The 14,981-nt window shown below is 41.5% G+C and carries 13 protein-coding genes; 9 read left to right on the top strand and 4 right to left on the bottom strand.

The window, feature by feature from the left end:
• The 6 genes from NX845_RS21980 to NX845_RS21955 all read left to right on the top strand — a co-directional run bounded on the left by NX845_RS21980 (position 1) and on the right by NX845_RS21955 (position 8,491).
• The gene (locus NX845_RS21980) at positions 1–2,676 is read left to right on the top strand and encodes a DEAD/DEAH box helicase (RefSeq protein WP_260257154.1); all 2,676 of its coding nucleotides are present in this window, start codon (positions 1–3) and stop codon (positions 2,674–2,676) included.
• Positions 2,677–2,784: 108 nt separating this feature from the next.
• Positions 2,785–3,996: a TniQ family protein gene (locus NX845_RS21975; protein ID WP_260257153.1), complete on the top strand. Its 1,212-nt coding sequence runs from the start codon at positions 2,785–2,787 to the stop codon at positions 3,994–3,996.
• 2 nt (positions 3,997–3,998) lie between these two features.
• Entirely contained in the window at positions 3,999–6,086 is a 2,088-nt protein-coding gene (locus NX845_RS21970; protein WP_260257152.1) for a type I-F CRISPR-associated protein Csy2, read from the top strand.
• Between the two features lie 6 nt (positions 6,087–6,092).
• Entirely contained in the window at positions 6,093–7,160 is a 1,068-nt protein-coding gene (csy3, locus tag NX845_RS21965; RefSeq protein WP_260257151.1) for a type I-F CRISPR-associated protein Csy3, read from the top strand.
• A gap of 9 nt (positions 7,161–7,169) precedes the next feature.
• Positions 7,170–7,775, top strand: a complete 606-nt coding sequence (gene cas6f, locus NX845_RS21960) for a type I-F CRISPR-associated endoribonuclease Cas6/Csy4 (RefSeq protein WP_260257150.1) — start codon at positions 7,170–7,172, stop codon at positions 7,773–7,775.
• Between the two features lie 407 nt (positions 7,776–8,182).
• Positions 8,183–8,491, top strand: coding sequence for a hypothetical protein (locus NX845_RS21955; RefSeq protein ID WP_260257149.1), 309 nt, complete (start codon positions 8,183–8,185; stop codon positions 8,489–8,491).
• 738 nt (positions 8,492–9,229) lie between these two features.
• On the opposite strand, the gene NX845_RS21950 is transcribed toward NX845_RS21955, so the two are convergent.
• From NX845_RS21950 to nrtS, 3 genes are read right to left on the bottom strand one after another with little or no spacing between them, the layout of a single operon-like run.
• Positions 9,230–9,961, bottom strand: a complete 732-nt coding sequence (locus tag NX845_RS21950) for an EAL domain-containing protein (RefSeq protein WP_061024056.1) — start codon at positions 9,959–9,961, stop codon at positions 9,230–9,232.
• Positions 9,962–9,998: 37 nt separating this feature from the next.
• Positions 9,999–10,928 (bottom strand): methyl-accepting chemotaxis protein, encoded by a 930-nt coding sequence (locus tag NX845_RS21945; protein ID WP_260257148.1) that lies wholly within the window; start codon positions 10,926–10,928, stop codon positions 9,999–10,001.
• Between the two features lie 2 nt (positions 10,929–10,930).
• The gene (gene nrtS, locus NX845_RS21940) at positions 10,931–11,170 is read right to left on the bottom strand and encodes a nitrate/nitrite transporter NrtS (RefSeq protein ID WP_017095112.1); all 240 of its coding nucleotides are present in this window, start codon (positions 11,168–11,170) and stop codon (positions 10,931–10,933) included.
• A gap of 673 nt (positions 11,171–11,843) precedes the next feature.
• Between nrtS and NX845_RS21935 the strand changes: the two genes are divergently transcribed.
• From NX845_RS21935 to yqfB, 3 genes are all read left to right on the top strand, one after another.
• Positions 11,844–12,254 carry a cytidine deaminase gene (locus NX845_RS21935; protein WP_029405823.1) on the top strand — a complete coding sequence of 137 codons (411 nt, stop codon included), beginning with the start codon at positions 11,844–11,846 and terminating at the stop codon, positions 12,252–12,254.
• A gap of 269 nt (positions 12,255–12,523) precedes the next feature.
• On the top strand, positions 12,524–13,156 hold the full coding sequence (locus NX845_RS21930; RefSeq protein WP_065612742.1) for a LysE family translocator: 633 nt from the start codon (positions 12,524–12,526) through the stop codon (positions 13,154–13,156).
• Between the two features lie 488 nt (positions 13,157–13,644).
• The gene (yqfB, locus tag NX845_RS21925; RefSeq protein WP_258185728.1) at positions 13,645–14,043 is read left to right on the top strand and encodes a N(4)-acetylcytidine aminohydrolase; all 399 of its coding nucleotides are present in this window, start codon (positions 13,645–13,647) and stop codon (positions 14,041–14,043) included.
• Positions 14,044–14,217: 174 nt separating this feature from the next.
• Here the strand turns inward: yqfB and NX845_RS21920 are convergent, their stop codons facing one another.
• A complete protein-coding gene (locus tag NX845_RS21920; RefSeq protein ID WP_258185727.1) occupies positions 14,218–14,547 on the bottom strand; it encodes a group II intron maturase-specific domain-containing protein in 330 nt (109 codons plus the stop codon).
• Between the last annotated feature and the right edge of the window lie 434 nt (positions 14,548–14,981).

The following is a 14,981-nucleotide window of genomic DNA, read 5'->3' as shown; positions in this document are numbered from 1 at the left end:
ATGATTGAATCAAATATTGAGTTAAAAGATGGCAGCACAGTTCGTCACCAACGCTTTGGTATTGGTGAAGTACAACTGGTACGAGGCGATACTGCTTTAGTGCGATTTGAAAGTGGCTTTGAAGAGCGGCCAATTACAGAGCTAGAGCTAGTGAAAACAGCACTTGATGTCGTGTCTGAAGGGGAGAAGGATAATCTCAGAGAAGTCGTTGCCCGTTGCCAGGCATTAGCAATTCGATCGATCAATGATAGTTGGGGAGTATTTTCTACATCCCGAATAAACCTCCTGCCACACCAACTTTGGGTTTGCCATAAGACACTTAGAAAGTGGCCGGTTAATAAACTTATCGCAGATGATGTTGGTTTGGGTAAAACCGTTGAAGCTGGGCTGATTCTATGGCCGTTAATTGCTAAGAAGCGAGTGCGCCGTATTCTGATATTAACACCGGCCTCTCTTGCTCCTCAGTGGCAAGAGCGTTTACGAATCATGTTTGATATTCGTTTGACGATGTACTCTGGAGAGCTGGATACAGAGCGCTCAGATTACTGGAATACGCATGATTTTGTCGTAGCTTCTTTGCCAACTCTGCGAAAGGATATTAACGGTAGGCATGAAAGGATGCTTAAGGCGGAAGATTGGGATTTGCTGATTGTTGATGAAGCGCATCATCTGAATGCACAAGAAGATTCTGGTGCGACACTCGGTTATCGTTTCGTTCAGTCACTAATCGAGCATAACAAGTTTCAGTCAAAGTTATTTTTTACCGCGACGCCTCACCGAGGAAAAGATTATGGTTTCTTTGCACTATTAAAGTTGCTGCGCCCAGATTGTTTTGATCCGAAGAAAAAGGCTCATTTACAACAGCAATACGTTAAGGATGTGGTGATTAGAAATAATAAGCAGTCTGTGACAGACATGGATGGTAATACGCTTTTTAAGCCAGTTAATGTTAGCTCTAAGACTTATTTCTACTCTTCTGAAGAACAAGCATTCTATGACAAATTAACAAACTTTATTTTAACTGGGCAAGCCTATGCGTCATCTTTAGCAAAAGTCGATCAGCGAGCTGTGCAGCTTGTTTTAATTGCGATGCAAAAATTGGCCGCGAGCTCCGTATCTGCTATCCATTCTGCAATAAGTAGGCGTATTAATAGACTTGGAGATAGCAAACGGCTCTTAGAGGTTATCGGTCAGGAACTGATTAATCTAGGTGAAGATCTAGAAGCCCCTGAGCTTGATGATAGATACGTGGAGCTAGAAGCTGAGTACGTTAGCACATCAGTTAAAGTCTCTTTGATGGAAAATGAACTCCCAATGCTAGAAGAGTTGCAAGAGTTGTCTGGCAAGGTTCAATCCGAGACAAAGATCAGCACTTTAATCGAACTGTTGGATGATGAGTTTAAAGATAGAACAGTTGTGTTCTTTACCGAATATAAATCTACGCAAGCACTCATTATCAACACCTTGAATAGTAAATTTGGATTTGGTTGCAGTAGCTTTATTAACGGAGACGGTCGTTTAGACAATGTTTTGAGTGAACAAGGAGATACCTACACTTGGTCACTTGATAGGTATGAGGCTGCAAGTCAGTTTAAAGAAGGGAAAGTCAGATTCATCGTCTGTACTGAAGCGGGTGGTGAAGGTATTGATTTGCAAGATAATTGTTTTTCGATGGTACATGTTGATCTTCCATGGAATCCAATGCGCTTGCATCAACGAGTGGGTCGTTTGAACCGTTATGGGCAACAACATGGTGTTGAAGTTTATACGCTTAGAAATCCTGAAACTGTAGAGTCGCGAATTTGGAGTTTGCTTAACTCGAAGATCGAAAGTGTTATGCGTTCATTAGGGTCAGCTATGGATGAGCCTGAAGATCTTCTGCAACTGATTCTGGGGATGACAGACAAAGGTTTCTTCAATCAACTGTTTGCCGAAGGTGTTGCTCAAGGCTCTGGGCAGTTGAGAGAATGGTTCGATGCTAGGTCTGGGACGTTTGGAGGGGAATCTGCTGTTAAAGTTGTCAAAGATTTGGTTGGTAATGCTGATAAGTTTGAATACCAAAACCTAGACGAAGTGCCAAAATTAGATCTAATCAATATGCAGCAATTTTTCGAGAGTATGTTAAAGCTTAATGGGCATTTGTTGGAAAATAAAGACGGTTTGATGAGCTTTAAAACACCGAGTGCTTGGAGAAGCCAGTATGGTATAAAGAGACGCTATGAGAGCCTGACATTTGATCGTTCAATCAAAGATAAGAATGTTGATGTTCTTGGTATTGGTCACATGATCTTTAATAAAGCAATTGCCGAAGCAGAAGAGTTTGAGGGAAGTGTTGCGGTAGCTAAAGGGATTGAAGATCCAGTGCTTGTCTATACGGTAAAAGATTTGATTACTGGTGATGATGGTAACCAGTCATTTACGGCGATAGCTGTTACTGGAACCGAAGACCTGAGGGTTCTTTCAGATGAAGCTCTAATGTTGCAGCTTATCGGGTTGTATGACCATATGCCGAAAACAACGAGAGAGATCTGTTGGGATACAAGTTATGTGTTCGATGCTGACGAGGAAATACCCCGTTATGATTCGTATTTAGAACAACAACTTGCTTCAATGAGTTTACCTTATGAAAAGCCTACGTTTACGCTGACAGCTTTGCTTTTGCCATTTGTTGAGTAATGTTCATGTTTTGAAAAAATTAAATGATAATTTTTCGCTGATTCAATTGACCTAATGAGATTTTCGGCAATACTAAAACTTAGAAATTCTAAGTTTTAGTGGTGGCATGTGGAAACGGACATTCAACTTTACCCTGACGAATCGCTCGAAAGCTTCTTGTTGCGTTTATCGCAAGAGCAAGGTTACGAGCGATTTTCTCATTTCGCAGAAGACATTTGGTTCGACACCATGGATCAGCATGAAGCGATTGCTGGTTCTTTCCCCTTAGAGCTCGAACGAGTCAATATCTACCACGCTCAAACCACAAGCCAAATGCGGGTGAGAGTGCTTATCCATCTTGAGAACCAATTAAAGCTCAACAATTTTGGTGTATTGCGCCTAGCGCTATCACATTCAAAAGCTCAATTCTCTCCGCAATACAAAGCTGTTCATAGATTTGGCGTTGACTACCCTTATGCTTTTCTTCGCAAACGCTTCACGCCTATTTGCTCTCTGTGTGTTAACGAAGCACCCTACATTCGCCAGCAGTGGCAATTTATCTCTCACCAAGCTTGTGAACATCATGGCTGTAAGCTGATTCATCACTGCCCTGAGTGTAAGTCGAGGCTTGAATACCAAAGTACCGAGAGTATTAGCCAATGTGAATGTGGTTTTGAACTCCGAAACTCGTCAGTCGAAGATGCTCCAGAGGCTGAGACTTTGGTTGCCCGATGGTTGTCAGGAAATGATTCAAAACCCTTGGGATTGCTGAAGGAAGAAATGACCCTCTCTGAGCGCTATGGTTTTTTACTGTGGTATGTAAATCGCTATGGTGATATCGAAAACCTCAGCTTTGAGTCATTCATTGAATATTGTGGCGCTTGGCCAACAGCATTGTGGCAAGACCTTGATGTCTTGAAAGAGAAGGCTGAACTTGTTCGAGTCAAAGGTTGGAAGATGATGTTTTTCAATGAAGCATTTGGCGCTCTGCTTAAAGATTGTCGTCAGTTACCCAGTCGGCAGTTGAGTCACAATATCGTGCTGACACAGGTGTTAGCTTACTTTACACAGCTTATGGCAATAGTACCTTCAAGCGCGAAAGGAAATATCGGTGATGTACTGCTCAGCCCTCTAGAAGCTTCTACATTGCTATCTTGCACAACGGATGAAGTGTATCGGCTGTATGAGTTTGGTGAGATTAAAGCCGCGATCAGACCGCGAATGCATACAAAGATAGCGAGTCATGAATCGGCGTTTACTTTAAGAAGTGTCATCGAGACAAAATTGACTCGAATGAGATCTGAAAGTGATGGTTTAAGTGTGTATCTACCTGAGTGGTAATTATGACGAAATTAAGTGGCTTATTAGCAATTGAAGACGAGGCAGTAAAGCAGGCTGCGCTAAAGAAGATGTTCATGCCCTATACGGAAGATGTCTGTGTTGAAGGGTATGAAAAAGAAGCATTAACGATCTTGCTTAATTTCAGTTCAAGCCATCAAGCGGATAGATGCTCGGATTGGTTGGATGTTGCCCGTGCTAAAAGGCATTTAAAAGCCGCAGAGAACCTAGAGGCATCCCTTGATGAGATCAAATGGTTCCACACCCATAATCTCAAGTTTCCAGACTGCCGAGTTAAAGATCAGCGGATAGTTGCACAGCCTCTTGTGACAACCGATGCGTTTATTTCAAGCGCAGTATTAGAGCAACGGTTAGGGTGGGCTCATAACTCCGCGGTGTATCGTCATACATTGTGGTTATTGAATCCTTTTCGTTGGCAATCACAGTCCGTATGTATTCTTTCACTTGTTCAGCAAGAAACCCCCGTTTGGGTTGAGCTGCTCAAAGAATTTGGTTTAGGTGCTAATTCACTTGCTCGCTTAAAACATACAATTGAAGAACAACTTCCTGAAAATAGTTTTCCTGACAGTGTCAGTACTTACAGCAAGCAACTGCGGTTTCCATGGGGGGACGATTATGTTTCGGTGACCCCAGTGGTAAGTCATGCCATCCAAAGAGAGTTAGAAGTGAGATCGAGAAGTCGAAAAAGTGAGCTCAGCTTTGTGTCTTCATCGCTGCCAAACTCGGCAAGTATCGGGAATCTGTGTGGCAGTTTAGGTGGGCATATGAAAGTCCTAAACTACCCGCTAGACGTCAAACCAGCGCTGGATGGGACGTTAACTGAAAGTCGCAAAAAGAGTGGCCACTACTTTGATGACTATCAGGTAACTAACGCTAAAATTTGTCAGGTGTTAAACCACTTAATTGGATCAGAACCATCAAAAACACAGAAGCAAAGAGAGAGCGCTCGTAAGGTTAGAAGTAAGATATTGCGAAAGCAGATAGCCCTGTGGATGCTTCCATTAATTGAGTTAAGAGATATCGTTGACGCTGCCCCCAACCAACAGCAATTGGAACATGATGACACTTTAGCTCAAGCCTTTTTGATCCGACCAGAAGCGGATCTAGGCTCCTTAGCTAGTGAGTTTAACCGTCGCTTGCATCTCACGTTTCAGAATAACAAGTATGCCGCGAAGTTTGCCTATCACCCTAAGCTTATGCAGGTCGTCAAAGCCCAAATCGTATGGGTACTTGAACAAATCAGTAAACCAAATGGCAATGAAGATAAGGTAACGGGTGAGCAGTATATCTATTTGTCATCAATGAGAGTGCAAGATGCGGTCGCAATGAGTAGCCCATATCTGTGTGGTGCTCCTTCTTTGACTGCTATTTGGGGGTTCATGCACCATTACCAAAGAGAGTTTAATAAGCTAGTTAATTGTGATTCCCCGTTTGAGTTTTCGAGTTTCTCTTTTTATGTTCGAAGCGAGAACATTCAACCGACAGCTAAGCTTACAGAACCTAACTCAGTCGCCAAAGCGCGAACGGTTTCTAGCGTAAAACGGCCTGCTATCCGCACAGAACGATTGGCGGATATTGAAATAGACTTAGTTATCAGAGTCCATAGTGATAGTCGTATTTCAGATTTTAAGTCAGCGCTTAAAACTGCTCTTCCCGTTGCTTTCGCCGGAGGGGCATTATACCAACCGCAGCTATCGACGCAGGTTGAGTGGCTTAAGACATTTACCAGCAGGAGTGAGCTTTTCCATGTCTTAAAAGGGTTACCAGCATACGGGCGATGGTTATATCCAAGTGAAAAACAGCCGAATGATTTTGATGAGCTAGAACGTTTAATCACTAAAGACGCTGATAACTTACCAGTTTCTATTGGTTACCATTTGTTAGAGCGTCCAACTAAACGGGGCAACTCAATCACCAGTTGTCACGCTTATGCAGAGAATGCGATAGGACTTGCTCAGCGAGTTAGCCCCATAGAAGTACGTTTTAGTGGAAGAGATCACTTTTTAAATCATGCCTTTTGGTCGATAGAATGCAGTAGCGAAACTATTCTTATAAAAACCTATAGGGATTAATCGTTTATGGAACTTTGCACTCAGCTGAACTACGTACGCTCTCTTTCTGCTGGCAAAGCATATTTCTACCACCTTTCGAAAAGTGGTGAGATGTGTCCCCTTGAAATTGACAGAACTAGGTTGCGCGCACCAAAGGGTGGTTATGCAGAAGCCTATAAAGGGGGCAAGTTTGTAAAAAAGAATGTTGCTCCACAAGATTTAGCTCACTCCAATCCTCAGTTCATCGAAGAGTGTTACGTAAAGCCAGGTGTCGATGATATCTACTGTGCATTCCCCCTTCGAATTCGAGCCAATTCTCTAACCCCAGACATCTGCAGTGATGATGAAGTCCGCTCTAAACTCTCGTTACTGGCTAATACTTATAAAGAGCTAAATGGGTATCAAGAGCTCGCTCAACGTTACGCAAAGAACATCCTGCTTGGCACTTGGCTTTGGAGAAATAGAGAGTGTCGACAATTGTCGATAGAAGTGACCACCAGTGATTCACAAACCTTGATTATAGAAAACGCAACAAGGCTTTCTTGGTATGGTCATTGGGACGAAGCTTCAGCAGGGTGTCTAGAAAAGCTCACAGCCTATTTGATGCGAGCCCTTTCTGATCCGACCGAATATTTCTATATGGATGTCAAAGCTAAAATTGGAGTTGGTTGGGGAGATGAGGTTTACCCAAGCCAAGAGTTTTTAGATAGCCGAGAAGATGGTGTTCCTACTAAGCAGTTAGCCACTGTCGAACTATCAAACGGAAAGGAAACAGTCGCTTTTCATGGTCAAAAAGTTGGAGCAGCGTTGCAATCGATTGACGATTGGTGGCATGAAGACGCAGATAAACCCTTAAGAGTGAATGAATATGGGGCAGACCGAGAATACGTTATAGCAAGGCGACACGTGTCCCATGGAAATGACTTCTACCAATTACTCAGAAATACAGAGAATTGGATTGATACAATGACAACTTCTCAGACCATCCCAAATGACGTTCACTTTATTATGTCGGTCTTGATCAAGGGTGGACTGTTTAATTGCTCAAATCCAGAGTCAAAGTCAAAGTCAAAAGCGAAGGCGAAGGCTAAGTAAGGGAGAGCTATGACTAAGCGTTACTATTTATTAATACGTTACATGCCTGAACAAGCCGACCATGAATTATTGACAGGACGGTGTATATCCCAAATGCACTTGTTTATGGCCAATAACCGACAAGCGATGAATAGGATTGGTGTGAGCTTTCCTGATTGGAGTGATGTTACGGTTGGCCAAACCATAGCTTTTGTTGCTGAAGATAAAGATATGATGGTTGGACTTTCTTTTCAGCCCTATTTCTCTGTGATGGTAAATGAAGGTTTGTTTGAGATTTCTAGTGTTTGTGAGGTGCCTGACACTGCGGCTGAGGTGAGGTTTGTCCGTAACCAAGCGATTGGGAAAAACTTTTTGGGCTCTAAGAAACGCCGAATCAAACGTAGTATGGCAAGAGCTGAACTATCTGGCGATGAACCATCATTACCAGCCACTAATGAAGAGCGAGTTATCGATAGTTTTCATCGAATCCCCGTTTCTAGCGGCTCATCAGCACAAGATTATATTTTGTTCGTGCAAAAGGAGTTTGTCGGTGAGAGCGTTGCAGCAAACTTTAATAGCTATGGTTTAGCCACCAATCAAGAAAGAAGAGGAACAGTTCCCGACTTACGCTTTTAACCTTTTTTTGGAAGCCCTTTTCCAGAGAAGTAAATACAAGGACTTACAGAAGTAAGAAGAAAAAGGGTATTTTGGGGTTTTGTGATGTAAAACCAGTGGCATTAACGGTTTAGTGACTATAGTTAACAGTGTCCTGCCGCATAGGCAGCTAAGAATTTCTACGTACGCATCAACCATTGCTACTATCAGTGTCCTGCCGCATAGGCAGCTAAGAATAGGCCAGGAAGAAAGCAACCAACCTGCTGAACAAGCAGCTAATAATCAAACCATCATGTTTAGGCGTGATGGTTTTTTATTTTTAAAGTTGGTGAGAGCTTTATCTTGTTATACTAAACTTTAAATTGCTTCACACATAGGCTTGGTATTGATGGCTAAAGTGATTCTTTTAAAAGGAGTTTTTAGAGAACATGCAAGCAGAGCATAACTTATTTAAGGTTGTAGTGATTGACTATCATGCAACTGGTGAAGGCCGGCATGTCTTTATCAAAACAGGTACAGAGGAGTCAGTCAAAAAAGATGTAGGAGACTGGCTCTATGAAGGTGCTGATGCATATACGGTAAAGCAATGGCTAGAACTTGGTAAAGACTCAAGCTGTGATCAGTATAAAGATTCAAATATAGAAACGCTTAAAACCTTTGCTCCTGTATTGTGGGACGCGATGAAAAATGGTTTCCCAATGACTGTTGATGCAGAGTTTCACTGGAATGAGAGTTGAAGAATTTATAGCACAGAAAAGCCTGAGGCGAGTCTATTGGCCATTTAACCCGTGGCATTTTCTAGCTCGAAAGTGCCCCAAGGCGTGTTTAGAACGCAAGAGACCATCATGAGATTTATTTGTGAAACAAGCTGTTTCCCAATTGCCCAACAGGCTGTTGGACAAACTCTCGGACTCAATTGTGCAAGAGGTCCTTGCACAATTGCGAAACAACCTGTTTCGTGAATTATTTCTGCCCCTTTATGAACCAGAGAATTTTTTAGCCGGTAGATAGCGTCACCGGTTCTACATACATTTCCTAATGTCATACCAGATTAGGATCGTGCACACTATTGGATAAAACTTTGCAAAAAGTCATATCTACCTTCCTAATTATTGAACAATGTTCAGGTTCGTAGCCCTTAACGAGCTGCGCACTAACCGAAAGAAAGCCAGCAAGAACGGTGTCCCTATTGTACGGGAATTTCAATTACACTTGCTCTGTATGAGTGTGTTCTGTGGTTGCAGCGTTACTGCGAGAATCAAAAGAGCGGAGCATGCGCGAGTGATAGTGTTGAGTGGCTTTGACATTTGGTATACCTCTTCAAGTTGGGTGGATTTGTTCTACTTGAAGCAAAGTATACTTGTCGGTATTTTTAGATAAATGTAGCTATATCAATCTATAGTCTCAATAAATAGAACAATAAGGATACCAAAACCCAACTGTACGCTTTTTATTGAGGGCTGGTTTTTTGTGACTCAAATAAGTGGCTGTGGCTTATCAAAAAGATAGCCTTGTGCTAGATCGATGTTCAGTTGCTCCGCCATATCGAGCTGTACTTGCTCCTCAATTCCTTCAGCTAAAACAGCGCCACCGTAGTCATGAACCGCTTTGACGACCGCTTTTATTTCATCGACTAGAGTAGGATCAAACGTAAGCCTGCTGATGATTTTAATGCAAAGTTTGACTACCTCTGGTTTGACTTCATCGATCAGCGCCAAATCAAAAAATCCGCAGCCAACATCGTCAAGCCAGAACTGATAGCCTTGCTTTCTCAATTGAGCCATTCGCTGTTTTATTGGTTGCCAGTCTTGTATCGGTAAGTGTTCAGTGAGCTCAATCTTAATTCTTTCAGCCAGTGCGTAGCGGTTTAGTATCTGAAATACTGTGTTATCTAACAACAGGTTAGGAGCAAGATTAACGGTGTAACATCCTATAGATGTATGGGCGGCAATGTTTTCAAGATGAACTTCGAGGATGACAATTTCCAATTGCCTGCTGAGCTGTTGTGATTGAGCAGCGATAAACAACTGATCGGGTCGATGCCATAAGGAGTCTGAAGGACCACGAACTAAAACCTCATGTCCATAAGTGGTCTGGCGTTTAAGATCTCTAATAGACTGAACATATGAATAGAGTGAACGCTCACTTAAGATATCACTCAGTGAAACAGCAGTCCCTGTTTCAAGTGGTGTTTGGCTTTGGTTCATGTCGCAATTTTCCTTATTTGCTTACACGCTATCGGAGCTAAGCATTTCTTTTTTGCTCCGTTCTATCATTCAGTTGCAGATAAGATAAAGAGTTGACGATTTGTTCCGCGAGTTCATGGTTGTTGCCCGAGAGGCTTATTGATAGCTTGGTGTCTTCAACTAGGGCTTCCATGTTTTGCTTAACCGTGTTGGAGTCGGACAGTTGAGCCTCAATGGCGTCCATAATGGTTTTAGAAGCTGTTTTACTATCAAGCGACATGTTCATCAAGTTCTGCATGTTATGCATGGTGTCTTTGGTTACTTCTGAGCTGAGAATAATGACGTCCTCAACCTCTTTTTGTTTGTTGAAAATGTTGTCTGATATCTTTGAAATCGATGCCATTTCAGTATCGATGTTCTCAGCGGACTGATTCGCCGTATTCGCAAGTTGACGGACTTCGTCTGCGACTACTGCAAAACCGCGACCGTGCTCCCCAGCACGAGCGGCTTCAATCGCGGCATTAAGCGCCAACAGGTTTGTTTGTGCAGCTATACCTTTAATAGAATCCACCAATTGAGTGACGTTCTTGTTAATCTCATCCAGTGATTCGAGCAGTTCGCTAAATTGGCAGATCTTTTCTTTAGAAACCAATACCTGTTCTTCCAAAGCCTCCAGCTTGTCGATGGTATTAGCCGCAGTTTCTGCCGTTTGACTAGAGTATTGATGACTCTCACAAGACAGCTTGTTAATACTTTCTGACTGCTCGATGAAGTGATTCACTAACTCATAGCTCTGTTCAATCGACTTCGCACGACTTCGTGACGCTTTATGAACATTGGCCGCATTGACGTGAATTTTCTTCGCATAGTCGGTGGGATCATTCTGTTTGAATAGAGAGTACTTTTCAGAGGTTTTCTTCAGTTCTGCAAGATGGCTAGTATGAACTTCGACAGTATCCGATGACGGTTTTTTAAACGAAAATATCATTATTAGACGACCTTCTTTCGGGATTGAAGAGTTGCAGAAACGCTGGCTTGGGTAGACACACAAAAGGGTACGCAGTAAGTCATTAAGATCTTAATGATCAGCGTTGCGTCAATGTTGCTGGAGAGCAATTTGTCACCGTGATTAATGAACATAAGAATGGTGCCAACTATGAAAGAAACCTTGAGTGAGCGTTTTAGTATCGTAGGTTCGCCTGCGGTTTTAATAAACTGAGCTAAAGGCATCTGCAACCTCTGTTTAAATGAATGTTGTTTTGGTGAATCATACATCTTGTTGAACGATTGTTCAAATTAAGAGTGGTGTTCAACTGCAACTAACGTAAAGTTAATTGCAGTATATTCAATTGCTAAAAGTTCTATGTGCCTTAGAAGTGTTATTTCGCATTGAGGCTGTGTTGCGTAATTTGATGTAAGTAAATGTCAATTACACTAATTAATGAGAATTCAGACTAATGGTGAGACCTTACTAAAATACAAAACACTTACCGGAAGATAATATGTTTGATCGATTCCAATAAAGTTTGTCATATTTCCTCTGTCAGTTCACTTGGCAGAGGTTATGTGAACCGACTATAGCAAACACGTCTTTGCCCCAAATCTACTTAGAATAAAAGCTCTACTCATTTTAGAGGGCATGCGTCTTCCCTAGCAAATCTAATCCAATGAAAGAGAGTCAGACCGAGCTTATTTTGAGCGTATGTAGGTTGAAAATCGTATTGTTACGGAGCTGCCGGAGTCATACGGAAACTTTCCGCAATTTCTGAAGTTTACATCCTAGGCAATACGAGCATGAGATTGAACGTGAGTAGAATTAGGTGTACCATTAGTTGCATATAGTTACGGAAAAAATCCGTAGATAAAGCGTTATAGCGCTCGATAAAATTGAATATGGATGGTCATGGATAATATCGAAAAAGAGCTCTATCAAGCAGCGATAGAACTGGTAAATATGCGATATCCTTCTGGTTGGGGTGGTGCTGCGGCTGTTAGAACAGAGTCAGGAAAAATATTAACAAGCATTGCTCCTGATACTAAAAACGATGCTCTTTCACTATGCATGGAAGTGGGAGCGTATTTAGAGGCTCACAAACTAAATGAGCGAGTGACCCACTCATTATGCCTGTGTCGTGAGAGCGAGAGAGATGAATTTCTAATCTTGTCACCATGCGGAGTTTGCCAAGAGCGCCTTGTCCACTGGGGTGGGGATGTCAAAGCAGCAATTACGACTCCAGAGAATGCATTGGTTTTCAGAACTATACGAGAATTAATGCCTCATCATTGGTCACTTGTAAACGGCAAAGCGCTATAACAAATAAGGATTAAGCGTTGCGTAGCCGACGTTAAATCCTAAGTGTTGAACAAACCCGAGCCTCTATATAAGTAAATTGTGTGTCCTGCATGTCATTTATACTATTTGCCATACCCGCACTTGTTGATTATTTGCTAATTTAGAAAAAGTGGTAGCACGTTTCTGTCCAGAAACTTCACAAGCTGAATTTTTACCTGTGGCAGTCATTTAGCTTTCATCTCAAATGATTAGTCGGTAAAGTCTGGCAAACAGAAAGGAGCCAGTAAAAAATGATTGATACCACGATATTACCGCTATTCTTTGTTACCACTATATTCTTAGCAATTTCTCCGGGGCCAGATTTAGTACTTATATCAACATATTCTTCGACTCGTGGCTTTAAAGCTGGAGTAATGGTGTCACTTGGTATTTTCATTGCGGGGTTAATTCAAACACTATTGGTAGCATTTGGCTTAGGAAAACTGATGCAAGCGATGCCACCTTTGGTATTGCTAATCAAAATTGTTGGGGCAATTTATCTATCTTGGCTTGGAATAAATTTATTACGTGGATGGCTAAAGAATAAAGGAGACGTATCTGCAAGTCAGACGATTCAGTCTTTGGGTAATAAAGAGCTAGTCTACCGTGGTTTGCTTAACAATATTATGAACCCCAAAGCGTTACTCTTCTTTAGTATGTTCTTGCCTCAGTTTACGCATTCTGATGGTGCTTTAACCAGTCAGATACTCATACTTGGAATCATTCTTAGTAGTATTGTTTTATGTATCAATACTATTTTCTCACTTTCTTTTAGTAAGTTGGGTTCTTTGCTAGGTCGTAACTTTAGTTTAAACCGTCATATCGATGGTGTATTGGGTGTGGTATTTTTGGGACTTGCTGCCCGTTTAGCTACAAGTAAGTAGTGTGTGCATACAGCGTTTAGGCTTCAGATACTTTTCCTTATCCGAATGAAACGAGTTGGAGTCCACCCCTAACTCGGAAATGTCCAGAGGCTTCATAGATCTGAATTTTGACTCGTGGCACTTTCTAACTTGAAAGTGCCCCAAAACCACTTAGAGCATTTACTCTACACATTTTACTACTACCAATCGAAGTAAGTTTTTCTAATGTGTAGGAATAGCTATGTCAGTCTTATGACCTGACTGTTTGTACAGTTTATTGGGTTTATCTGACTGCAAAGTATAAAAATGGCTGGTTTTGTCGAGGATTCACTCTCGTTTTGTCGATAGAAAAATCAATAAGCCATTGTTAATTATGAGCTTATTGTTTGTCCTATCTGAGATAACGAGCATTGTTAAAAAGAGATAACACGCACGCTCATTTTTATGTGAAGACAAAATGCTGAATGTGATGCATATTTTTTATATTTCAGTGATTTATGTTAGCCTGAATGAAAGTTAGGCAAGCAGAAAAACGAGCAGGCCTGTTATTAAGAATGTTATGTGTTCGTACTGATTTGAAGGATAGGTATAAATCATTGGATAAAATCACTTTTTTCTCACGGTTGGAAACTCAAATAATCACTGGTAAAAAGACTGCGACCATTCGTGATCACTCCGAGAGTAACTTCTCTGTAGGTCAAGTTTTGAATGCGTATACTTATGAGAGTAATCAGAAGATTTGCCAGATTGAAATACTTAGCATTGAAGCAGTTGAGTTTAATGAATTAAATCGAACGCACGCTAGAGCTGAAAATTTACCATTTGTTTTCATTTTAAAGTGGCTTTTACGGAAGATTTACTCAAAAGAAACTAGTCTGTTTTTTATTCGTTTTAAAGTCGTAAAATAATCATATTCTTAACTTATCCTGCTTTCTATACCTAACTTAATCGCTTTCAAAAAAATGGGTAAGTCAAAAAAATTAACAACACACATAATCGGGTAGCCGGAGGTATTTACCCTCCAGCCCCCACACCACCCTGCATGCGGATCCGCACAGGGCGGTTCATTCAGAACGCCTAACTTATATCTTCTGGTTTGGATATTGAACAGCGATCCATCCGTCTTTCAGTGAAAATAATCCCGCTTTCCTAAGGTAATCATTACTCAGTGCTTGCTGTATCCCAGGTGTTTTCGAACTTCGCCACGGCCCTTTGCTTGTGATACCACAACCAACGGCAGTTTGGATCCAGACTCCGCGTTTAAGTAAGTTTTGCACCTTTGTCCGTGGTTTACGCCACTGACGCCAGTAGCACATACGTACTCGTCGACGTATCCACTGGTCTAAATCGACACACGCTTGATAAGTGATCTGCACCATCAATACTGGACGATACGTTAAGCGACTTTCCATACCTTTAGTTATCTATAAATTGCTAATTTAGGGGAAGCTGTAGCTCATTTCTGTCCAAAAGTGTGTTTCATACATGCTCACTATGCTGTGATCACCAAGCGATTCTGTCGTACCTTAATTATTAAGTTCTACTCATAGCAAATTGTAACCGTTTTTAGTGTTGTGTAACTTTTTTACATTTAACTTCAGTGTTTTCGTTGAAACGTATAGAAAAGACATCTTATGGTTTTAAATTTGGACGTATTATGGTTTTAGTTATTATGTAACTTATTGAAATTAAATTGGTTGGTTGGACGCCTTATGGTTTCAGCGACAAAAAAAGCCGCTCTTAATGAGCGGCTTTTTGCTATCTGAAGCTGTCCCGTCCTGAAATGTGTTTACACATTGAGGACTAATGATGACCATTCCAAATAAACACTACATTAAGCGCACTC

Source organism: Vibrio sp. NC2, from assembly GCF_025195005.1.
GTDB classification, from domain to species: domain Bacteria; phylum Pseudomonadota; class Gammaproteobacteria; order Enterobacterales; family Vibrionaceae; genus Vibrio; species Vibrio splendidus.
Note: the sequence above shows the minus strand (reverse complement) of the source record. Positions and strands in the feature narration are given on the sequence as shown.